Consider the following 21,166-nt stretch of genomic DNA (forward strand, 5'->3'; position numbering starts at 1 on the left):
AATGAAAGTGAAAATGCCAGACGAATCATCTGTAGATCCTTATCTAGATCAACTGTTTGAAGACTATTCCAACACTGAAGTTATTGAACTACAGCAATATCTGTCTGAATGGGATAGAGGAACTTATCGAACTGTAGCCCAAAGTGTGTTAGACCATTCACAAAGAAAAGGATTTGATCCGCTCAAATATCTGCGTAAGGCACACAATTTCAACACTAGAGGTGCTGTAAGAGTTCCTCGCACGGGATATCGGCAGGATGGAGCCGCTGTTTACCGAAAGGGAAATGAGTTTTTAATTGTTCGATCCGATCAGTACGGTGTTGAAAAAATCGTGACTTATGGCATCAATGAGGAATAGAAATATGACACAAGTTCAAAACAAGTTAGCGATTCAGCAAGATATTATTGTGCAGCTTTTGGCACAGTTGACGGTTGACTATCAAAACACTAAATCAGAGCGCAAAGAGATAGCTCAGAACTATCTTGGTTCCGAGGAAGAGTTTTCATTTCTGGAGGAGCTTGAGTTAGTGACAGTCAGTATTCGTGGTTATGCTAGTCAGATTGAGACTAGCGCAGGGGTTGAAATTCGCGAGGAAGCGATCGCAGACTTACATCACCTTCGGGTGTTCGATCGTTCTGCAATCGCTCAGTTTTATGATGAGATGCGATCGGGCTATCTTCAAATGCGGTCTTATATCCGAATGCTAGACTATTTGCGGCTGCTGGTGTTGGAGTATTTGCAAATGGAATAGAGAAGGAGTTTTGCAAAGAAGATGAACGATAAAGAAATAGCAACCGCATTTAAAATCCCCGCAAAAATGCCATTTCTTCAGGCTATATGCTGGCAAATTGCTAATGTCAAAAATCTGAGTGTCCCGGAAATGCTATGTCGCTACGAATCTGGCTGGCATTATTGGGGAGTTTTGGGAGAACCCAACTCTGAGGAACTAATTTTTATTCAACAAATTAGCCAACATTATCAATCTTGGCTGGTAGCGGAACTCTTAAGCATTGGCCAGCCCCAAGAAACAGAAAAACTGGTAAATTTTAAACCCATGTTTAAACGTGAAATTCATCAAAAAATATTAACTGTACTCAGCCACTTGAATGTCGAGTTTTTGCAGGAATGTCGCGCTTATTTTGGTGGCCCAACCCTGATAAGTATGGAACATGAGGAATATCGGTTAAGCCAAGATATTGACTTTATGTGTCCGATGGATGGTGGCTACAGTCTCCTGCGCCGAAAAGTGGCAGAAGCTGGCTATGATGCGATTTTTGCTAATCGCAATCGCATTTTTCTCCCCAACGATATTCAATCAAACCAATACGGCATCAGATTTCCAGTTATTGTGGATGATACTACAATTAAATTCGAGATGGTTTGTGAAGGGCGAATTCAGTTTGGCGAACCAAATTATCCTAATTGGTCGCCTGTTCCTTGCTTGAATCAAATCGATATTATAGCAGAAAAACTGTTAGCAAATGCAGACAGATGGCCGAGCGAGCTGGTAAACTCTAGAGATTTAATCGACTTGGCAATTCAAAGGTTAGCGAGTCCGATTCCCCAAGAGGCGATCGACAAAGCTGAAGCAGCTTATCAAGTTATGAAACCGCTAAATCGAGCGATTCAGTATTTCCAAGAGCGTCCCGATTATCGGGAAAGATGCTACGATATTTTAAGTATTGCAGAACCAGATCGAGTTATTGACGGTATCGATTTATTAGCTCAGGATTTAGGTAGGAAAATCACAGTCAGGACATTTTGCGAGACTATTTCTCCGTTTCCTGGATCTTTGTCGTAATATCATGTCCGGGCGATTACATAATAAAAAAGGTTCGTAATGAATCAAACAATAATGAACGCGGGCATCTTCTGTCCACTACGCTAAGATGAAGGCAGATTTACATTGTCTTATGAGGTCGTTATGACCAGTTTGCTATCGTCTACAAGTATTTCTCGCTATGTCACCCGCAATCTTGAAGTTTTGCAGGGGGAACCGATTATTGCAGGTACTCAATTGACTGTACGGGATATTGTGGTGTTTTGGAAATCAGGAATAAAGCCTGAAGAAATCCCACAGAAGTTACTGCAACTCGTGACGGGTGCTCAAGTTTTTGATGCGATTAGCTTTTATCTGGATAATCAGCCAGAAATAGACGATCGGATTGCTTGGTACGAGGCGCGTCCGATGTTGAATGTTTCGCCTCTTTTGAGATGCAATCCGTTGTTGAATGAAGTCACGGAATATGTTGCAGCCTATCGGCACGATCGAAATACCGATATCGATTTTCCTGAGTCTGAAACTCTATGACTCAATATATTCTCGATACCGACCATATCACACTGCTGCAACACTTTCCTATGCAACTCCAAACCCTGTATACTGTCGCGCATACGGAGGCTGAACTCCTAACACGATCTCTTCTTTGGCAATCCCCATTTCTACTAATTCATCAGCAAAACTTCGATCGGTTTGATTGCGCTGAATCCAAATTTTTCCATCTTTGATATCTAAGTGAATGAAGCAGTTATAAATACGGTCATGTTCATTCCATCCTAAATCGATAACCAAATAGCGATCGCGTTCTTTGTCAAAAACGAATTCTACTTCTATCTGACCATTAACCGGCGGGTCTTCACCCGATTCGAGCAGTAACTTTTCGATGCACTGGCGATAATAATCTAGTCGATCCATTTGACTATTTCCTCCCGTACAGGGTTGTATACAATAATTTTAACTTGATGTCGTTTGACTGATGCTTTGGGTAATTCGCGTTGAAAGAACGATTCGTAAGAGGCAAGTGGAACTGCTAAATATAAGGTACGCTCTGGATCGAGTTCTTCTAAGACTAAGCGATAATTCAAAAATTGTCCCAAGGCTGTATGAAAATCAGCTAATGCGGAATCGTTCAAAAAACTCTTAATTTCGACTGCGATTTTCTCTCCTGCTTTTTCTGCACCCAAGAGTTTTTCTGCTCCCAAGTCAATCTCCACGCGCTCGTTTTTTGCATACTCAAGCTTCAATGGATCGTGAGTAACCGTCCATTTTTCTTTTTCAAGACCCCTCTTTACCGAATCATGAAATTTATCTTTAGCTGCCATACTTTCAGAGTCTCAAAAATATACATTTCATTTTGTCCTATCAGCTTATGATAACAATCACAAAGCAAAACTTACCGATCGCTTCCAACTTCCGCCAAATGCCAAAACGTCATCCCATTTTCCGCATGACTGAGCAAAATCCCCAAATCTTCCAGGCTTTCTAGACAGTCGAGAATGACTTTTTGTTTACGATTGGCACCTTTGAAATGGGCGGTGACTTGGGCTGCTGTCCATTCACCGCTTTGGGTGCGGAACAAGTCGCGGATGGCCGAAAGTTGCTCTTTCAGGGTTTTGGGGAAGGGTTGTTGTTCGGTAGGAATGACGGCGATTTCGGTTTCGGTTATGATACCTGCAAGGGATGGTTGGACGTAGGTTTCGCCTGGGGCTTGGTAGTCGGGACGCAGCCAGCGAATGTGTCCGTTGCGTTCTTCTTCGGCGCGTTGGGCGTTGAGGGTGACGAGGTTTTCGAGGATTTGGTCGTCGGTGAGGGTTGCTTCCCAATCATAGGCGGCAAATACGGCGCGATCGAGTTCGTCGTGGATTTGTTTGAGGGTGGAGACTAGGGCTTTTTGATAGCGCTTCGCTTAACGGGTGGGGAATTGCCACTCTTTAAGTAAACGCGCAGCACAATTTAATTTGGTACTGATTGTTGTTCAACGTATTTTTTAGCTGTTCAATCGTAACGCCACCACAACTAGCTACAAAATACGAGCCAGTCCAGAACACAGGCTTATAGTAGAAATTGCTGAGATATTCCGAAAATTCTTTGCGGATTAACCGAAAACGATTTAGGATAATGACATGATGATAACGTACCAGTACCGAATTAAGCCTAACTCCGAACAAATTGCCATCATGGACAATTGGTTGGAGTTGTTGCGTCGGCACTGGAATTATGCTTTAGGACAAAGGTTGGACTGGCTACATCGTACTCGTTGCCGGATTGACCGATGCTCAATTATCTCAGAGCCCATTGGCAAAATACCTGAAACCGCCAATTATTACACTCAGCAATCAGCACTCAAGGAAACCAAAAAAATATTTCCTGAGTACAAAGATATTTATTCTGAAGTTCAGCAAATCAATATTCAAAGATTAGAAAAAGCTTGGTGGCGTTGGTTAACACCGGATAAAACCCTTAAACGTGCTGGTAGACCACGCTTTAAAAAGAAAGGTGAATTACGTTCGTTTTGTTTTTCTAGAGTCAATCACCCAAAAGCAGCTTGTTTTTTAACAGGAACTACATTACGAATTCCCAGAATTGGAGAAATACCAGTAATTGTACATCGTCCTATTCTTAACGGATTTACACTCAAAACGGCAACCATTGTTAAAAAAGCCGATGGTTGGTATGTTTGCTTAAGCATAGAAGATGGCAGTGTACCGACACTAATGCCAATAGATACCATAAAAACAGCAGTTGGCATTGATGTCGGTTTAGAAAAATTTTTAGCGACATCAGACGGTAAAATTGTCCGGATTCAACAAACAAGAAGAAAAGCTCAAAATCATTTAGGTAGACAACAAAGGAAGTTAGCAAATCAACAAAAAGGCTCCGCCAACTATCAAAAGCAAGCTAATAAGGTCGCCAAAATTCATCAACGAATTCAGAGACAGCGAAAAGATTTTCATTATAAAACAGCACACTTCCTGGTAAGACAATATGACTTAATTGCAGTTGAAGACCTGAATATAAAAGGACTTGCTCGTACTCACTGGGGGAAATCAATTTTAGATGCAGCTTGGGGAAGTTTCATGACGATACTGGAAGCAGTGGCGGTAATACGCGGCGTTCGTGTTGTTAAAGTTAACCCGAATAATACATCTCAAGATTGCTCAGGGTGTGGAGTTAAAGTTAAAAAAGATTTATCAATTAGGTGGCATTCTTGCTCTCATTGCCATACTGAATTAGACCGTGATATTAATGCGGCAATAAATATTTTGCATAGAGCAATTGAGGATTTTAAAGCGGTGGGACTCATCGTTTCTGCTTGTGGAGGCTTAGAGATTACTCAGCCATTGAAACAAGAAGCAAAGGAAATGTTAGCTGGGTTTCAGTTAGAATAATTCTTTTGAAGCCCCCGTTAACCGAAGCGGTATAACGGGGGAGAACGTCACCAACGTCCCAAAAATCGCAGGTTCCACATTGCACCAATCCCGCTTCGCCGCCTGTAACAACACTTCCAACTGCGTCTTTGTCAGCGCAAACGCCTGGGATTCCGCAAACAATCCGCCATTAAACCGCAACAGTTGGCCATGAAAGCCAAAACTCGTCCCCTGATTCATCGCCTCCCACAGCGCCTCTACCTCCGGCTTAAACGTCTTCGGATTGAGAATCCAGCGCGTTTCCAGCGCCTGCGTAAACAAATGTTCCTTCAGCAACCCCACATCCTCAGCAAACATGGTGAAAATACAGCGCATCAAAAACTGGGCGACTTGCTGCGGATCGACATTTGCTTCCATCCCCTTCGCCAACTCTGCCAAATCCGCCGCCACTTCCCGCGTCACCCGCGCCGCAATCTTCTCTGGATTGCGCTGCTGCGGATTGCTAAAAATATCGACAAACAAATCGAAAACATCGGCCTTTTGCAACTCTGTCAGCGCAATTTCTCGCCGCGCCCCATAGCCGCCGTAATCGCCGCTAAACCCCATCCACAATTCAAAATGATCGCCAATATCGCAAGTTAACAAAAACGGCGGTTTGCTGCTGAGACTGCGGGTGTAAGCAACTGCTTGCACAAACGCTTTTTCCATCTCTCGCAAATAGCTATTAGTTCCCCGTTTTGCCGTTCCTTTTTTGCTGGTTGTTCCGCCTTGTTTTGCCTCGATTAAAAAGTGTTCGGCTTTGTAAAAATCCACAAACCCCGAAGTTACTTTGCCACTGGGATGAAAGATTTTGAGATCTTTATCAAAGCAGTAAGGATCGTTGGGAATTCTGCCTTTATCGATCGGGCGATCGACTCCCAGCGCATCGCACATTTCCGCAAAAAACAACTGGTAGTTGGCGCGTTCATTGCCGCTAGAACCTGCCCACCGATTGATGAATGTTTCGACTCTGGTGCGATCGACCTCATTCATGCTTCAATCCTGCTGCTTGCTTTTTCCTTATTTTATAATTAGATCGGTTCGGATTGGCGATTTATCTGGCGATTTTGCTTTATAGCAACCGCCTTGGCGGTTAGGACGCTTTACTATTGATATTTGCTATAATATGTTTGACGATATTCCTAGATACAGGCGGACTCAAAAACCCGGCTTCTGCCTTAAAGTCGATCGTTCACAACGAAGATTTTGCCTAGGAACCGGGTTTTTATGGCTTTAGTGCGTGAAAAATACCTCAATAAATCTATGAAAATTAGAGCGATCGTACATCCCGCAGAAGAAGGTGGCTATTGGGCAGAAGTTCCAGCGCTTCCCGGCTGCATTACTGAAGGAGACACGATAGAAGAAGTAATAATTAATTTAAAAGATGCGATCGAAGGTTGGCTGGAAGTTGCTAATAGTCGTGAAGCAATTGCCTCCACAGATCGAGTTGTGGAAATTGCTGTATGAAATCTATTTCGGGCAAGCGACTTTGCAAAATAGTAGAGCAGAAAGGTTGGGTTCTGAAAAGAGTTACTGGCAGTCATCATATCTATGAAAACCCGGAACTAGAACAAATTTTGTCAATTCCTGTTCACCGAAATCAAGATTTGAAACTTGGAACCTTGAGAGCTTTAATGAAAATAGCTCAGCTATCTGAGGAAGATTTACAAAGTTTTTCTTAAGTATAGCAGGTTTCATAAAAATCAGGAATTACGTAATTTCTAAAGCAAAAAGGTTGGGTTTCCTTTCGTTAACCCAACCTATTAATTAAATGAGACTTAAGACTTTAGCCTTGATTTACACCGAAGTTTTCAAGCTGTCGCGCGACTCGGAAACCCGATCGACAATAGCAGCATTTACCGCAGATTCCTTAATCGGTTTCCGGGCTTCAATCAAAGCCAGAGCTTTCGTGACGCCTTCGGGTAAAATCACCACCAAACTGCCTGCTGGTGCTCGATCTAAAGCCTTGTTAACAGCAATTGTCTCGTCGAGAATCAACTCGTATTCAACTTTAGACTTGTCTGGGGTGCGTGCGGCGATCGCCTCTGCAATCCCTTGGCAAATTAACTTGGCCACCACACCGGGTTCTCGCCCGCGCCTGTCAACATCTTCTTTGACAATAATCCGATCGAACATATCGGCAGAAAGTTTGCCCAAAGTGACAAAATCTTCATCTCGTCTATCCCCCGGCGCACCAACTACCCCGATCCGCATTCCTTCCCAATTCTGCACAAAACTACCCAAAGCTTTGTAGCTGTGCGGGTTGTGGGCGTAGTCGAGCAAGGCGTGATAGCTGCCCAAATTAAACAGGTTCATCCGTCCCGGAGTTTGACCGACGGAGGCCTGAAAGCTGGACAAAGCCGATCGAATATCCTCTATTTTCACTCCCTGAGCAAAAGCCGCCAAACAAGCCGCTAAAGCATTCGCAATCATAAACGGCGCCCGCCCGCCCATCGTCAGCGGCACATTCACAGCCTGCTCAATTCTCAGCGTCCAATCGCCTTTGAGGATGGACAAGTAGCCGTTTTCGTAAATTGCTGCCAGCCCGCCCGCAGCGGTGTGTTTGGCAACCAATTCGTTGTCCGGGTTCATCGAAAAATATGCAATTTGAGCCTTGACACGCTGCGCCATCTGTGATACCAGCGGGTCATCTGCATTCAAAACTGCATAGCCTTTGGGCATTACTGACTCGACGAGGACGCTCTTGAGTTTGGCTAGTTGTTCCACGGTGTCGATGTCGCCGATTCCCAAGTGATCCGCCGCGACGTTCAAGACGACGCCGACATCGCACTGATCGAAGCCCAAGCCCGATCGCAAAATTCCGCCTCTAGCCGTTTCCAGCACCGCCACTTCCACGGTGGGATCGGACAAAATCAAATGAGCGCTCTGCGGCCCAGTATTATCTCCGCTTTCGACTAAATAATCGCCGATGTAAGTCCCGTCGGTAGTCGTGTAGCCAGTAATTTGACCCGTTTGCTTGACAATGTGGGCCAGCAGGCGAGTGGTTGTAGTTTTACCGTTGGTTCCCGTCACCGCTAAAATCGGCACTCGGGTGGGTTGAGGCGAGGGGAACAGCATATCGAATACTGCGCCGGCGACGTTGCGGGGCAAACCCTGGCTCGGGGCGACGTGCATTCTGAAACCCGGTGCTGCGTTGACTTCGACGATGACTCCGTTCGTATCGCGCAGCGGTACGGAAATATCGTCTGTTACCACGTCAATGCCGGCAATGTCCAAACCGATGATTTTGGCGACTCGGGAAAATAGCCAGACGTTTTCTGGGTGGATTTCGTCGGTGCGATCGACTGCAATGCCACCGGTACTGAGGTTTGCTGTCGCGCGCAAGAATACTCTTTCGCCGGCCGGCAATACCGAGTCCATCGCGTAGCCTTGTTTTTGCAGCAAATCGAGGGTCAATTTGTCGATCGTAATTCGGGTGAGCACGTTGTCGTGTCCGTCTCCCCGCTGCGGATCGCGGTTTACTTCTTCAACGAGCTGTTCTACTGTAGACTTGCCATCTCCCACAACGTTAGCGGGGACTCGTTCGGCGACTGCTACGACTTGTCCGTTGACTACTAATACTCTGTGGTCGCGGCCGGTGTAGTAGCGCTCGACAATCACACTCTTGGTTTTTGATGCGTTGCTGGCTAAATCGTAGGCTTCTTCTGCTACTTCCCAGGAGTTGATGTCGATCGTAATTCCGCGGCCGTGGTTGCCGTCTAGCGGTTTGAGGACGATCGGATAACCGCCCACATCTTCGATCGCTCCTTCCAGTTCGTCCAAATAATTAATCACCGTCCCTCTTGGAACCGGTACGCCAGCAGCCCCGAGGATATTTTTGGTACCTTCCTTATCACAGGCTAGTTCTACCCCCAAAACTCCCGTGCGGTTGCTGAGAGTTGCCTGAATCCGCTTTTGGTGCACCCCGTAACCGAGCTGAATCATAAACCGGGCGCTCAAAGGTATCCAGGGAATGCCCCGCGCTTCTGCTTCCTTGATCAGTGTTTCGGTACTCGGGCCCAGGGCCGCCGACAAAGCAAACTCTCTGAGATCTCTCAAATCTTGGGCTAATTCCGCTGCTGGATAGCTTCCAGTATCGGCAATGCTCTGGCACATCCGCACGCCCGCCCGGGTGGCATAGCGACCTGCTTGTTCGTTTTGATACTCGATTACTACCTGGTAAATGCCTGGTGTGGCAGTTTCGCGGGTGCGACCGAACCCGACCGGCATTCCTGCCATTTCCTGAAGTTCTAGGGCTACGTGTTCGATGACGTGTCCCATCATTGTGCCTTCTCTGACCCGTTGCAGGAAGCCTCCCTGATGGCCGGGGGAACAGTGATGGTCGTCCAAACTCGGGAGTGTGGCGGTCAACCCTTCGTAGAAGCCAGGAATTTCAGATGTGGTTTTATCTGCCAACTCCTCTAAATCCAGACGCATGAGGACGAGTTTGTGGCGTCTGATGCTCCAGTAGTTGGGGCCGCGTAACGTCTGGATTTTAAGTATTTTCATGACTGTCAGAGGGGTATGGGTCGCTAAATCTTATAGGTAATTGCAGCATTTATTCAATTTGGAGCTAGATTGCTCGATCGACTGTTCGCTGTGAACAGTTTTGCATTGAATTTCCAGTTATAGGCCGCCAGCGAAAGAAAATTAATGCCCCAGCGATCGGCTAGAAACAAGTGCACGTAAAGGGCAGGAACCAACTAGAAGCCAGAAGGTAGAATAAGAGTGTGATTCTACCTTCTGGTGTCAGCGCGTGGCTGCTTTGGAATACATCCTTCTGTTGTATCTTTGATTGGGCCCAAATGCCGCATACTTTCTGCCCGATCGATGACTCTGATATCCTGCGTTAGTTTGCTGTGCGGCATTCCAAAGGCCAGCCAGACTCGGAACAGGCTGCCGATGGCATTGGTTTGCCTAGGGGCATATTGTAGCAATCTCCGTGACACAAGACGTGCAAGCGCATATTGAACAGACTTAAGGGTTCTGTCGCTGCTACCATTGCCTCGTTGGTATAAAAACTTTCCCTAGAATCAACAATAGTCACCGTGCCTTTACCTAGAACCTTCATAGTATCGTCTCCCTCAAACAAAGCGCAGGTATCTTCGTCAATACCAATAGCGAGGCGATCGGGATGACAAGCCACAGCCGACAACAAGCGAGCCATGCGGTTACGATTGTGAAAATGCTGGTCTACGATGATATTGGGAATAATGTTAAGTCCGTTTGCCATGTCTACCAAAGAGCGGTTGGGTGACGCGCCGCTTCCGCCACCTGCAATCATGTGATATCCCATTACCGCAGCACCCGCACTGGTGCCGGCGAGGGTAATCTTACCCGAGAGAGTATATTCGCGAATTTTTTCCATCAGCGGAGTGTCGGCCAGCAGCCCGCAGAGCCGCAGTTGGTCGCCACCTGTGATGAATACGCCCGTACAGTCTTCCAAGTAATCTTTCCAGACGGGGTTTTCGCCTTGTTCGCGTTCGCGGATGTCAATGACTTTGACGGCACTCACGCCCATTTCGTCAAATATGGTGCGATAGCGGTTGCTAATTCCTTCGGGATCTCGGGAAGCGCAGGGAACGATCGCCAGCCGAGCGTTTGTACCCCCAGCACGGCAAAAAAAGGTATTCAGAATCTCTCGCCCGTGAACCTTGTCTTCGGCTCCTCCGATGACCATAATCGAGGTTTTCGTGCGCTGGGAAAGATTGTGTTCTAGGGCTTGAGATGTCAACTGCTGCATGGTGTGTCTTCCTCTGTGAGATGTGAAATTAAATTTTGCCGTGCCTGTGAGTACAATGGGGCTTTTTAAGAGTAAATATTTTTTGGTGCGAGTAAGGTGCGATCGCGCGATCGCGCAGTTGTTTAAGGGCGATTTTACACAAGTCACCGTCCTGAGAACAGATGATTGTTGTACAAAATCGGCTCGCGGACAAAGGAAGAGAATTTAAGTGGCAAAAATTCTCAGAAATTATAAGAAATTATAAAGAATAAAGCAATTACTGAAAACCGATCGGCCTCTCCGGGTCAAACTAGAGGTGATGTATCAATAAATTCCAATAATTGTGCGATTTGACGTAGTTACCCTGTTTCCAGAATTTTTCCTGGCTCCCCTAGCATCGGGACTCATGGGCAAAGCCTTAGCTAAAAATATTGCTGAGGTAAATTTTGTCAATCCCCGCCATTTTACCACAGACAAGCACCAGCGAGTCGATGACGAACCTTACGGGGGCGGAGTGGGGATGCTGATGAAGCCGGAACCAATTTTTGCTGCGGTGGAATCGCTACCGGTTTTGCCGAGACGGGAGGTGATTTTGCTGACTCCCCAGGGCGAACCGATGCAGCAGCCGATGTTTCGGGAGTTCGCCACCGGGTGCGATCAGTTGGTGTTGATTTGCGGCCATTATGAGGGTGTGGACGATCGAGTGCTGCACTTGGTAACTCGCGAGGTGTCTCTAGGCGATTTTGTGCTCACAGGCGGGGAAATTCCGGCTTTGGCTTTGATTAATGGGGTTTTGCGATTGTTGCGGGGAACCGTGGCCAAGGAAGATTCGCTGAAATTTGAGAGTTTTGAAGACGGACTTTTGGACTATCCGCAGTACACTAGGCCGGCCGATTTTCGGGGATTGAAGGTACCCGACGTGTTGCTGTCTGGTAATCACGCAGAAATTGCTCGCTGGCGCAAGGAACAGCAAATTGAAAGAACTCGATCGCGCCGCCCGGATTTGCTAGCGGATTAATTAACTGTAGGCTGTGGGCTGTGGGCTGTTGACGTTCTTGATTTAACACTGGATTTTTTCCCAGAGAATTTATGCTAAAAAATCAACTTTTGTGCTGTTGGGCGATCGGCTTTTTGCTCGCGGGTGAAGTTACTGTAAATTTAACTCCCAGCAGCGGTGGCAAATGGTTAAATATTAACCAGGAAGCTTTGGCAAGAAGCAGCGGCGGCAGCAGTGGAGGAAGTAGTGGCGGGCGATCGAGTTCTTCTAGTTCTTCTTCTAGTTCTTCTTCCAGTTCCAGCCGTTCTAGCAATACCTCACCTAATTCTTCTAGTTCTTCTAGTTCCAGTAACAGCAGATCGAATAGTGCTGCTAGTTCCAATCCCAGCCGCCCCAGCAACAGCAGCAACACTGGCGGAAGAGTTCGCAGCGGCTCTTTTGACAAGCCCGCCGCACCTGCACCTGTCGCCGCACCTAACCCTCCGATTCCGCCACAATCTAGCAATAACAGAACTGTAATTATCCAGCAGCGCACCTATAATTCAGGGCCGAGTTATGTAGTTCCTTATAATTCCGGTAACAGTCAGCAAAACACAGGTTCAAATCAACAACCAGCCGTCAATCCAGCACCAGTTACCACTAATAATAATTCGGGCGACAGCGATCCCAATTCGCCAACTTCAGACAATCCAGATAACAGTCAGCCAAATATAGGTTCAGAGCAACAACCAGCAGTCAATGCACCAGCACCAATTACCACTGACAATAACTCGAATAACCCTCCGAGTTCGGAATCTGATGATGATTGGAAAATTGTAGTGTTTTGGCTGTTTGTTGCTGGAGGTTGCGTTGCGTTAATTGCTTACTGTATTTACTATTATCGACAACACCCTGCCAAAGAATCTAAAAAACAAATTTTTGCGGTCACTAAGTTGCAAATTGCCATGTTGGCAGAAGCTCGCGAAGTTCCCAGTCAGCTAACTGAACTAACGTTAAGTTCTGACATAAAAAATGCTAATCAACGTGCGGAATTTTTGCAAGAAGCTGTTTTGATTGTTTTGCGAAATCGAGAAAAGTGGACTCACGTTTGTGCGAATTCCCAGATAGTCGAAAGTCGAGAACAAGCAACGCAAATATTCAATCAAATTTCGATGCAAGAACGCAGCAAATTAAGTGTGGAAACTTTGAGTATGGTGAATGGCGATATCCGTCGCAGACAGTCTGTTAGTGCTGGCGATGAAGAGCCTGGAGAGTATATTACAGTCACGTTTTTGATAGGGACAGAGAATAGCAGACCGCTGTTTGGAGACATTCGCGATGTTGCGAAGTTGAAAGCAGTGTTAGAAAAATCGGCGGCGACTCCTGCTGAGAATCTGCTGGTTTTAGAGGTGATTTGGAGTCCGCAGCAGGAAACGGATAGTTTGACAGGCGATGATTTGTTGGGTGCTTATCCAGATTTGATTCGGGTTGCTTAGACTAGCATTGCATCAATCTTTGATTGATAGATATACCGCAGCTTAAAGTGGTCGTAGGGTGTGTCGCCACGAACAATTCCTAGTTACATATCGACAATTTAAGAGCGACGCACCTGACCACAATAGTTTGACAAACAAACACAACTTTATTTATTGTATAGCAATCTTTTGTCAAAATGATATAAGGTGCAAGCTACGCACCATACAAAACCTAAGTCCTGCCTGATTAATTTATGCTAAACTTATGCCGAATCTTTACATAATTGGTGGCGCTAACGGTTCCGGCAAAACCACTGCATCAATGAGTTTATTGCCCAATTTTCTCGACTGTTTTGAATATGTCAATGCAGACGCGATTGCGGCTGCACTTTCGCCATTCAATCCCGAGTCGGTAGCGATTACCGCCGGACGAATCATGCTAGAAAGACTGCAAACACTATCTAATTCTGGAACTGATTTTGCTTTTGAGACTACTCTAGCAGCCCGTAGCTTTGCAACTTTTCTCAGAAGTTGTAAAACAAAAGATTATACAATTAACCTAATTTACTTTTGGCTGCGATCGCCCGAACTGGCCGTAGCAAGAGTAGCCCGACGGGTAGCTAGCGGCGGTCATTCTATCCCAGAAGATGTTATCCGCCGCCGCTATGACAGAGGACTGCGAAATTTGATAGCTCTGTATTTGCCACTGTGCGACAATTGGATTATCTATGACAACTCTCACGAAACGGCTCAGTTAGTAGCAGAAGGGAGTATCGAGGAAGAACAGATAATCTATAATATTGAAAGCTGGAATCAAATAACTCAAAAATAAAATGAAACAATCAAAACCAAGACAACTTTTATCTACAAAGATTAATGTTGGAGTGAAAGCGGCAGTTGCAGCAGCTATTGAAAGACACCGCAAATTAGGTGAATCTATTGCTGTGTGGGAAGATGGGAAAGTAGTAATTTTAACAGCCGATCGCATTCCTCCAATATCGCCCGAAACATAAAACAAGTCAGTCGCCCAAAAAACCTACTCATATCCACACAGACTATGACATAATACTCTACTGTCTGCTTTTTAGCCACCTAAAATTCACCAAAAAGAATTGGTTTAAAGCCCAAACCCCGATCTGGAAAAATTAAAATCAGATTATTCATTACTCCAATCCTCGGACTTCTAGGTAAAGGTGGCCCCTCCGAAGTCAACTGTCAACTGTCAACTGTCAACTGTCAACTGAATGACATGAACATCCGCATCGGTAACGGTTACGACATTCACTGCTTAGTTCCAGAACGCCCCTTGATCCTCGGTGGCGTCCACATTCCCCACGAATTAGGCTTATTAGGACACAGCGACGCAGACGTACTCACCCACGCGATTATGGACGCGATGCTGGGAGCTCTGTGTTTGGGAGATATCGGCCTGTATTTCCCGCCAACTGACCCAAAATGGAAAGGTGCAGACAGTCTCGTGTTGCTGGCACAAGTCAATCAGTTAATATTAGATAAAGGCTGGGAAATTGGCAATATTGACTCGGTGGTTGTGGCCGAACGTCCGAAGCTGAAACCGCATATTAAGCAAATGTGCGATCGCCTTTCTGCTGTCCTACAATTAAAACCAGACCAAGTTGCCATCAAAGCTACTACCAACGAAAAGTTAGGGCCCGTGGGGAGAGAGGAAGGAATTGCAGCCTATGCTGTAGTTTTGTTAATGCTAAAATAGTTGTCAGGTTATGACAATTTTCCGCTAATTTAGGAGTCAAATCTATGCTTGCCGAAAACTTGAAAATCGAAACCCCAATCGACGTTGACATCATCGCTCTCGATAAGGACGATCGGGTAGTCGTGCTGATTGAAGTCAAAATTATTCAAGCTCAAGAAACAGCAGCCAAGCAGAAGATTACCGATCGCATGATATCTTGGATGAAAGCTGCCTTGGCAAAAATGTCCGAAGAACGCACACTCATTCCTTATGCCATGTTTGTTGACACCGAACAAATTCTGATTTTCAAATGGGACGGAGTAAATTTATCTGAACCTGTTTGTTCTCTAAACACTGGTGAGATACTTCGCAATTATGAGCCGGAATTTCACAACAAGCGGATATTTAAGCGATACCTAACAAGATTGATTGAAGCATGGCTGCGCGACTTAGCTTATAATTGGAAGTCTGAGATTCCAACTGCGTCAGAACAGATAGAACAAATCGGTTTGCTGCCACTGCTAGCAGGTGGAACGACAAAATCAGGAGTAGAAATTGGTGGCAATTTTATATATCGAGACTAACTTTTTGATGAGCATTGCTACAGGACGCGACCCTGATGCTAACAACTTGTTGTTAAGTGTACCGACATCAGTCAACATAGCAATACCAGATATTTGCTGCATGGAAGCACTATCAGCTTTAGAAGACGAGATCAAGCGACGCAACCGTTTTTTCGGTGAAATGCAAAAACAAATCAGTCAGCTAAAGCGAGATAAAACTTCACCATCTGCCCAGTCTCTTGTCTTCCACTTAGAGGAAGCCCTCACCGAGAATGAGGGGCTGCTCAATGATATTAATGCACGTCTTTTTAATGCTCTTGATTTGTTGGTTGCCAAGGTAGAAATGATCCAATTAACAGCGCAAATACTTCGAGAAAATTTGGATTCAATTTTTATTGAAGAAGACCCGACAGACAATTTAATTCTCAACTGCATTTTGAACCATGCACACTTACAACCTAATCAAGTTAAGGTATTTTTGAGCAATAATACAAAGGAATTTGGTCTGCCATCAGTTCAAGATGCTTTGCGGGAAGTAGGGATAACCAAGTATTTTTCGCGTACTGAAGACTTTCTAGGGTGGTTGCAATCTCAGTCGTAGTTGGACGGAAATGGTATATTTAAAAGCTATGAAAAATTCTACGATGTTATATTCAAAACTACGATCGCTCTTGATTTTACTGGCGGTAATTGCCGCGATAACTCTGTCTGCGTGCACTCCAGCCCGATCAACTAACTTAGCAAACAGACTCGTCGTTCCCACCCCCAGCGGCCCGGCCACCTTCAACTACCCGCTAAATCAGTCTGCATACAGCGTTTTTGGCTATATGTACGAGGGATTGCTCAACGAAAATGGCTTGACATCGAAGCTAGAACCCGGTTTAGCTGAATCCTGGGAAGTTTCTAAAGATGGCAAAAAGATTGTCTTCACCCTGCGAGAAGGATTGAAATGGTCGGACGGCGAACCGATGACAACTGATGATATTATATTCAGCTATGAAAAGATTTATTTCAATGAAAAAATTCCTAGCGGCTTGAAAGATAATCTGAGAGTTGGCATCAGCCGTCAATTACCAAAACTCAAAAAAATTGACAGCCGCCGCATTGAATTTTCAGTGCCAGAACCTTTTGCTCCTTTTATTAGATTTGCTGGGGGAATACCGATTTTACCAGCTCATATCTTGCAGGAAGCTGCCACCCAGACAGAGGCAGACGGCAAGCCTAAATTCCTGTCTGCTTGGGGTACGGATACTGACCCCAAAAAAATTGTCGGTAACGGCCAATACCGAATGCTGAGCTATACTCCCAACCAGCGCGTTGTTTTGGAACGAAATCCCTATTTTTGGCGCAAAGATACAGAGGGTAACAGTCAGCCTTACATCCAGCAAATTGTCTGGCAAATTATCGAAAATACTGACAATCAACTGCTGAATTTTCGATCGGGCGATTTGGATACTCTGGACGTGCAGCCGGAGGTGTTTCCGCTGCTGAAACGGGAGGAAAAACGCGGCAAATATACGATATTCAACGGCGGCCCAGACACTGGCAGCGTGTTTATGTGTTTCAATCTGAATAAGGGGCGTAACGCTCAAAATCAGCCGTTTGTAGACCCGATTAAGTCTAAGTGGTTTTTGAGTAAGGAGTTTCGACAGGCGATCGCCTATGGCATGAACCGCGACGCCATGACTAACAATATCTATCGCGGGCTGGGCGCACCACTACATTCGCCGATACCCGCGCAAAGTCCGTTCTACTTGTCTCCAGAACAGGGATTAAAAACTTACAGTTACAATCTGGAAAAAGCGAAAGAGTTACTGTTAAGTGCAGGATTCAAGTATAATAGTAACGGCGAATTGTTGGATGCTGAGGGCAACAAAGTGCGGTTTACTTTGTTGATGGCCGCAGGCAAAAAAGTGCGGGAGCAAATGGGAACGCAAATTAAGCAAGATTTGGGTAAACTGGGGATGGAAGTTGATACGCAGTTCCTGAGTTTTAACACTTATGTGGAAAAGCTGCGCCTGACTAAAAATTGGGATACTTACCTCGGCGGTTTTACCGGAGGTACTGAACCGCACAGCGGTTACAATATTTGGTCAGTCAAGGGGACTTTGCACAGTTTCAACCAGGGCCCGCAAGCTGGAGAACCGCCGATTAAAGGTCGGGAAGTTTACGACTGGGAGCAGAAAATTGATGACTTGTATGTGAAGGCTTCTCAGGAGCTTGACGAGGCGAAGCGCAAGGAACTGTATGGGGAGACGCAGCGGATTATCGCGGAACAAGTGCCTTTTATTTATATGGTGAATCCGCTGACTTTTGAGGCGGTGCGCGATCGCGTTTCGGGAATTCGCTATAGTGCTCTCGGCGGTGCTTTCTGGAATTTGTATGAACTGAAAATTGCAGAATAGTCATTATTGGTTCGTAGTGAGGACTTTAGTCCTCAGAAAGAAGGACTAAAGTCCTTACTACGAACCCATCTTAAGTAGTGAGGACTTTAGTCCTCAGAAAGAAGGACTGAAGTCCTTACTACGAACCCATCTTAAGTGTTGTTTGAGCCCAGAAGATATCATTAGTTCATGGAACCTGAAATTTTACAGAAGTTACTCGAATCTGTGGCGGCGGGCGATGTTAGCCCGATCGCAGCTTTGGACAAATTAAAGCATTTTGACTTTGAACAAGTCGGCGATTTTGCCAAAATTGACCACCACCGCACCTTAAGAACCGGTTTTCCCGAAGTCATCTGGGGCCCCGGAAAAACGCCAGACCAAATTGTTGAGATTATCGGGGCGATGCGCGGCCGAAATCCTGCGGTGATGGCGACGCGAATTGAACCAGAGGTTTTTGAGAAATTGCAGCAAAAAATACCCGACTTGTGCTACTACCAAACAGCTCGAATTTGTGCAATTTCTGATAAATCCTCCACTCCCCAGCATCCGGGTACAGTGACTATTATCAGTGCTGGAACAGCGGATTTGCCTGTGGCGGAAGAAGCGGCTGTGACTGCGGAACTCTGCGGTTTTGGGGTTCGGCGTTTGTGGGATGTGGGAGTTGCCGGCATTCACCGCTTGCTAAGTAATCGCCACGTAATTGATGATGCTGATGTGTTGATTGCGGTTGCGGGTATGGAAGGTGCCTTGGCGAGTGTGGTTGCAGGTTTGGCGGATTGTCCGGTGATTGCTGTGCCGACGAGTGTAGGCTACGGCGCGAGTTTTGGCGGGATTGCTCCTCTTTTAACTATGCTCAATTCTTGTGCGGCTGGTGTGGGTGTGGTTAATATTGATAATGGGTTTGGGGCGGCGATTTTGGCTTGTCAAATTCTCAGAACTTCTGCCAAAGTGGGGAGAATAGGAGAAGGCGAATAGAAGAAAGACCGGGCGGTTAAAATTGCGTTATTTTCTTCAGTCCGCGGAGGCGGACTTAGTTTGTGTAGACGCGGTTTCAACCGCCGTCTTATTTTTCGTCCCAACAGATGAGAACTAAAGAATACAGGCGGTATGATTCAAAGGGATTTGATATTACTTACCAGCCAGCCAAATCGGATAACCCGAAGAATCCTCAGCTTTCAACTTTTGCGCCTGATAACTTTTGCTCGTCCAATTAGCTACTGTTTCCAGACTTTCGGTCAAAAAACCTTCGCTACCAAACGCTTCAAATCCCAAAGTCCACGACGCAGTGCCGTTAACATTTAACTGAGTAATTTCTACAATACAGCCTTGGGGAATTGGGGCTTCGACAGGCACAGACATCAGCACGCCCGGGGCAGAAACTTGGTAAAGACGCTGGGCTCGCTTTTTTTTCACCCTCACCCACTTTCCAGTTGCGATTATATCCGCCGGTACTGGCGCCATCGTGTCGGCACATATCCACTTCAGCCATTTCTCGACTTTGCCTTCCCAGCGGTTGCCGAACTGCATCACCCCCAATTCTTCCTGCCGCCACTTTACTTGTAAATTTTTCCCGCGCAGTTTTACTCCCAAGTAGTCGCAACTAGGTATCAGCAAATATAAATCTTCTCGCTCTTCAGGCGGGGATAGATACCCGCCCAGACTCTCGCTTCCAAACCATTGCCCGATCGGTTTTGGCAGCGCACCGCTATAAAACCACCGCATTTCCAGACTGGCCCGCATAAATTTTTCCTCCATTCTTCCACTATTTTCGTCAAACCCAGACTGGGATTTGCCACACCATCGATTTTTGCGCCTCTCAACTCTATCCTCCCCCCTCCGGGGCCGTGAGTCTACTGTCTACAGTCATGCCATTGGAGATTTAAGATTTGAGATTTTAGGTTGGGAATTACTTATTCTATAGGGGTTTCGAGCTTGTCAGCCCGTTGGATTTTTGGGGGAAACTGGTATCTGAGTCGCGACTTTGAAAAAAAAACTCATAATCCTTTACATCTCTTCATAAGTCTGTTACATTAGTTTACATTACACCAAAAACAACTTAGGACACTGACATGGCTGACAGAGGCTTACTACTTGACAACGACGGTAAAATGAACAATTTTGCGATCGAGCCCAAAGTATACATTGACGATGAAGCCCGCACAGGCTTTACACCCTACGCAGAACGCTTGAACGGCCGACTTGCCATGATTGGTTTTGTTTCTCTCTTGGCTTTAGAAGTTTCTACCAAGCACGGACTGATTAGCTGGCTAACTAACCTGTAATAACTTTGTTTAAAATTAAACTGTACGGCTATGGCTTGCCAGCAATACACAATTGGCGATCCATAGCTTAACTATTTTTGCAAGGTTTGATGAGACAATTTAAATTAAATATTTTAGTGTTACGGTACTTGTAAAAATAATGCTCAAACGAATTGCAGCAATACTTCTGGTGGTTTTCTCTCTCAGCTTGACCGGTTGTGTCTCTGTAGCTACCGGACTCAAAAGCTACGTTGATACTGGCGACGGCTATCAATTTCTTTATCCTAACGGCTGGTTGCCGATCGCAGTTTCTAACGGCCCCGATGTGGTGTTCCGCGATTTGATCCAGCAAACTGAGAATGTCAGCGTGGTCATCAGTCCAGTGGCTGGGAACAAAACTCTCGCAGATTTGGGCACGCCAACGGATGTGGGATACAAGCTTAGCAAAAGTGCGTTAGCGAAGCCCTCGAAGAGGATCGCCCCGGCTGATTCCGGCCGCGAAGCTGAATTAGTCAATGCAGAAAGTCGGGAATCGCGATCGAAAAACTATTACATTTTAGAATACGCCGTCAAACTCCCAAACCAACAACGGCACAACTTAGCTAGCGTAGCAGTCAGCCGTGGCAAACTATTTACCCTGAACGTTTCCACTACCGAAGAACGCTGGCCGAAAGTCAAAGAAGCTTTTGAGAAAGTTGTTAAATCTTTCTCTGTTTATTAGGGTTAAAAAGTAATTTGACAGTGGGCATTGGGCATTGGGCATTGGGCATTGGGCATTGGTCATTGGAGGTAGAGCCTGGAAGGTTATTGGTAACAAATAACTAATGACAAATAATAACTGTCAACTGTCAACTGTCAACTGTCAACTGTCAACTGTCAACTGTCAACT

General features: G+C 45.8%; 25 protein-coding genes and 1 pseudogene. 19 read left to right on the plus strand and 7 right to left on the minus strand.

Going from position 1 to position 21,166, the window contains the following annotated elements; genetic code table 11:
- The first annotated feature begins 13 nt into the window (after nt 1–13).
- The 4 genes from JGK11_RS14290 (at nt 14) to JGK11_RS14305 (ending at nt 2,312) form a co-directional block, all read left to right on the plus strand.
- Nucleotides 14–358: a hypothetical protein gene (locus JGK11_RS14290; protein WP_293212094.1), complete on the plus strand. Its 345-nt coding sequence runs from the start codon at nt 14–16 to the stop codon at nt 356–358.
- A 4-nt stretch (nt 359–362) separates the two neighbouring features.
- Nucleotides 363–752 carry a hypothetical protein gene (locus JGK11_RS14295; protein WP_293212096.1) on the plus strand — a complete coding sequence of 130 codons (390 nt, stop codon included), beginning with the start codon at nt 363–365 and terminating at the stop codon, nt 750–752.
- Nucleotides 753–773: 21 nt separating this feature from the next.
- Nucleotides 774–1,802, plus strand: coding sequence for a nucleotidyl transferase AbiEii/AbiGii toxin family protein (locus JGK11_RS14300; protein WP_293212097.1), 1,029 nt, complete (start codon nt 774–776; stop codon nt 1,800–1,802).
- Nucleotides 1,803–1,925: 123 nt separating this feature from the next.
- A complete protein-coding gene (locus JGK11_RS14305; protein WP_293191103.1) occupies nt 1,926–2,312 on the plus strand; it encodes a DUF433 domain-containing protein in 387 nt (128 codons plus the stop codon).
- A 48-nt stretch (nt 2,313–2,360) separates the two neighbouring features.
- Here JGK11_RS14305 and JGK11_RS14310 read toward each other — a convergent pair whose 3' ends face one another.
- On the minus strand, nt 2,361–2,696 hold the full coding sequence (locus JGK11_RS14310; RefSeq protein ID WP_293212098.1) for a XisI protein: 336 nt from the start codon (nt 2,694–2,696) through the stop codon (nt 2,361–2,363).
- Nucleotides 2,684–3,103: a XisH family protein gene (locus tag JGK11_RS14315; RefSeq protein ID WP_293212099.1), complete on the minus strand. Its 420-nt coding sequence runs from the start codon at nt 3,101–3,103 to the stop codon at nt 2,684–2,686. Before JGK11_RS14315 ends, JGK11_RS14310 begins: the two co-directional genes overlap by 13 nt.
- A 182-nt stretch (nt 3,104–3,285) precedes the next feature.
- On the opposite strand from JGK11_RS14315, the gene JGK11_RS14320 reads away from it, so the two are divergent.
- Nucleotides 3,286–3,666 carry a hypothetical protein gene (locus tag JGK11_RS14320; protein ID WP_293212100.1) on the plus strand — a complete coding sequence of 127 codons (381 nt, stop codon included), beginning with the start codon at nt 3,286–3,288 and terminating at the stop codon, nt 3,664–3,666.
- Nucleotides 3,667–3,734: 68 nt separating this feature from the next.
- On the opposite strand, the pseudogene JGK11_RS14325 reads toward JGK11_RS14320, so the two are convergent.
- A pseudogene (locus JGK11_RS14325) lies at nt 3,735–3,883 on the minus strand (transposase); the annotation flags it as partial.
- A gap of 24 nt (nt 3,884–3,907) precedes the next feature.
- Here JGK11_RS14325 and JGK11_RS14330 point away from each other — a divergent pair.
- Nucleotides 3,908–5,170 (plus strand): transposase, encoded by a 1,263-nt coding sequence (locus JGK11_RS14330; RefSeq protein ID WP_363319159.1) that lies wholly within the window; start codon nt 3,908–3,910, stop codon nt 5,168–5,170.
- Here the strand turns inward: JGK11_RS14330 and JGK11_RS14335 are convergent.
- Nucleotides 5,162–6,181, minus strand: a complete 1,020-nt coding sequence (locus JGK11_RS14335; RefSeq protein ID WP_293212101.1) for a type IIL restriction-modification enzyme MmeI — start codon at nt 6,179–6,181, stop codon at nt 5,162–5,164. The genes JGK11_RS14330 and JGK11_RS14335 overlap by 9 nt on opposite strands.
- A gap of 270 nt (nt 6,182–6,451) precedes the next feature.
- Here JGK11_RS14335 and JGK11_RS14340 point away from each other — a divergent pair, with 270 nt between their 5' ends.
- On the plus strand, nt 6,452–6,655 hold the full coding sequence (locus JGK11_RS14340; protein WP_293181169.1) for a type II toxin-antitoxin system HicB family antitoxin: 204 nt from the start codon (nt 6,452–6,454) through the stop codon (nt 6,653–6,655).
- On the plus strand, nt 6,652–6,870 hold the full coding sequence (locus JGK11_RS14345) for a type II toxin-antitoxin system HicA family toxin (protein ID WP_293180869.1): 219 nt from the start codon (nt 6,652–6,654) through the stop codon (nt 6,868–6,870). Before JGK11_RS14340 ends, JGK11_RS14345 begins: the two co-directional genes overlap by 4 nt.
- Nucleotides 6,871–6,985: 115 nt before the next feature.
- On the opposite strand, the gene cphA is transcribed toward JGK11_RS14345, so the two are convergent.
- A complete protein-coding gene (gene cphA, locus JGK11_RS14350) occupies nt 6,986–9,697 on the minus strand; it encodes a cyanophycin synthetase (RefSeq protein ID WP_293206473.1) in 2,712 nt (903 codons plus the stop codon).
- Nucleotides 9,698–10,037: 340 nt separating this feature from the next.
- Entirely contained in the window at nt 10,038–10,931 is an 894-nt protein-coding gene (locus JGK11_RS14355; RefSeq protein WP_293181166.1) for a cyanophycinase, read from the minus strand.
- 322 nt (nt 10,932–11,253) lie between these two features.
- On the opposite strand from JGK11_RS14355, the gene trmD reads away from it, so the two are divergent.
- The 9 genes from trmD (at nt 11,254) to larB (ending at nt 18,991) form a co-directional block, all read left to right on the plus strand.
- The gene (gene trmD, locus JGK11_RS14360) at nt 11,254–11,928 is read left to right on the plus strand and encodes a tRNA (guanosine(37)-N1)-methyltransferase TrmD (protein WP_293180863.1); all 675 of its coding nucleotides are present in this window, start codon (nt 11,254–11,256) and stop codon (nt 11,926–11,928) included.
- A gap of 71 nt (nt 11,929–11,999) precedes the next feature.
- Nucleotides 12,000–13,382, plus strand: a complete 1,383-nt coding sequence (locus tag JGK11_RS14365; RefSeq protein WP_293180860.1) for a DUF1517 domain-containing protein — start codon at nt 12,000–12,002, stop codon at nt 13,380–13,382.
- 244 nt (nt 13,383–13,626) lie between these two features.
- Nucleotides 13,627–14,193 carry a zeta toxin family protein gene (locus JGK11_RS14370; RefSeq protein WP_293180857.1) on the plus strand — a complete coding sequence of 189 codons (567 nt, stop codon included), beginning with the start codon at nt 13,627–13,629 and terminating at the stop codon, nt 14,191–14,193.
- Nucleotide 14,194: 1 nt separating this feature from the next.
- A complete protein-coding gene (locus tag JGK11_RS14375; protein ID WP_293180854.1) occupies nt 14,195–14,374 on the plus strand; it encodes a hypothetical protein in 180 nt (59 codons plus the stop codon).
- Nucleotides 14,375–14,610: 236 nt separating this feature from the next.
- Complete coding sequence (ispF, locus tag JGK11_RS14380) at nt 14,611–15,090, plus strand: 2-C-methyl-D-erythritol 2,4-cyclodiphosphate synthase (protein ID WP_293191113.1); 480 nt, start codon at nt 14,611–14,613, stop codon at nt 15,088–15,090.
- A gap of 44 nt (nt 15,091–15,134) precedes the next feature.
- Entirely contained in the window at nt 15,135–15,653 is a 519-nt protein-coding gene (locus JGK11_RS14385) for a hypothetical protein (RefSeq protein WP_293180848.1), read from the plus strand.
- Complete coding sequence (locus tag JGK11_RS14390; RefSeq protein WP_293191115.1) at nt 15,628–16,233, plus strand: PIN domain-containing protein; 606 nt, start codon at nt 15,628–15,630, stop codon at nt 16,231–16,233. The genes JGK11_RS14385 and JGK11_RS14390 overlap by 26 nt, the downstream gene beginning before the upstream one ends.
- A 43-nt stretch (nt 16,234–16,276) precedes the next feature.
- Nucleotides 16,277–18,037 (plus strand): ABC transporter substrate-binding protein, encoded by a 1,761-nt coding sequence (locus JGK11_RS14395; protein ID WP_293212102.1) that lies wholly within the window; start codon nt 16,277–16,279, stop codon nt 18,035–18,037.
- Nucleotides 18,038–18,205: 168 nt separating this feature from the next.
- Nucleotides 18,206–18,991 carry a nickel pincer cofactor biosynthesis protein LarB gene (gene larB / locus JGK11_RS14400; protein ID WP_293180839.1) on the plus strand — a complete coding sequence of 262 codons (786 nt, stop codon included), beginning with the start codon at nt 18,206–18,208 and terminating at the stop codon, nt 18,989–18,991.
- Between the two features lie 153 nt (nt 18,992–19,144).
- On the opposite strand, the gene JGK11_RS14405 is transcribed toward larB, so the two are convergent.
- A complete protein-coding gene (locus tag JGK11_RS14405; protein WP_293180836.1) occupies nt 19,145–19,771 on the minus strand; it encodes a hypothetical protein in 627 nt (208 codons plus the stop codon).
- Between the two features lie 314 nt (nt 19,772–20,085).
- Between JGK11_RS14405 and JGK11_RS14410 the strand changes: the two genes are divergently transcribed.
- On the plus strand, nt 20,086–20,298 hold the full coding sequence (locus tag JGK11_RS14410; protein WP_293154096.1) for a chlorophyll a/b-binding protein: 213 nt from the start codon (nt 20,086–20,088) through the stop codon (nt 20,296–20,298).
- A 139-nt stretch (nt 20,299–20,437) separates the two neighbouring features.
- The gene (psbP, locus tag JGK11_RS14415; RefSeq protein ID WP_293180832.1) at nt 20,438–20,998 is read left to right on the plus strand and encodes a photosystem II reaction center PsbP; all 561 of its coding nucleotides are present in this window, start codon (nt 20,438–20,440) and stop codon (nt 20,996–20,998) included.
- The last annotated feature ends 168 nt before the right edge of the window (nt 20,999–21,166 follow it).

The sequence above is a fragment of the Microcoleus sp. PH2017_34_RAT_O_A genome (genome assembly GCF_020737885.1).
Classification (GTDB): domain Bacteria; phylum Cyanobacteriota; class Cyanobacteriia; order Cyanobacteriales; family Microcoleaceae; genus Microcoleus.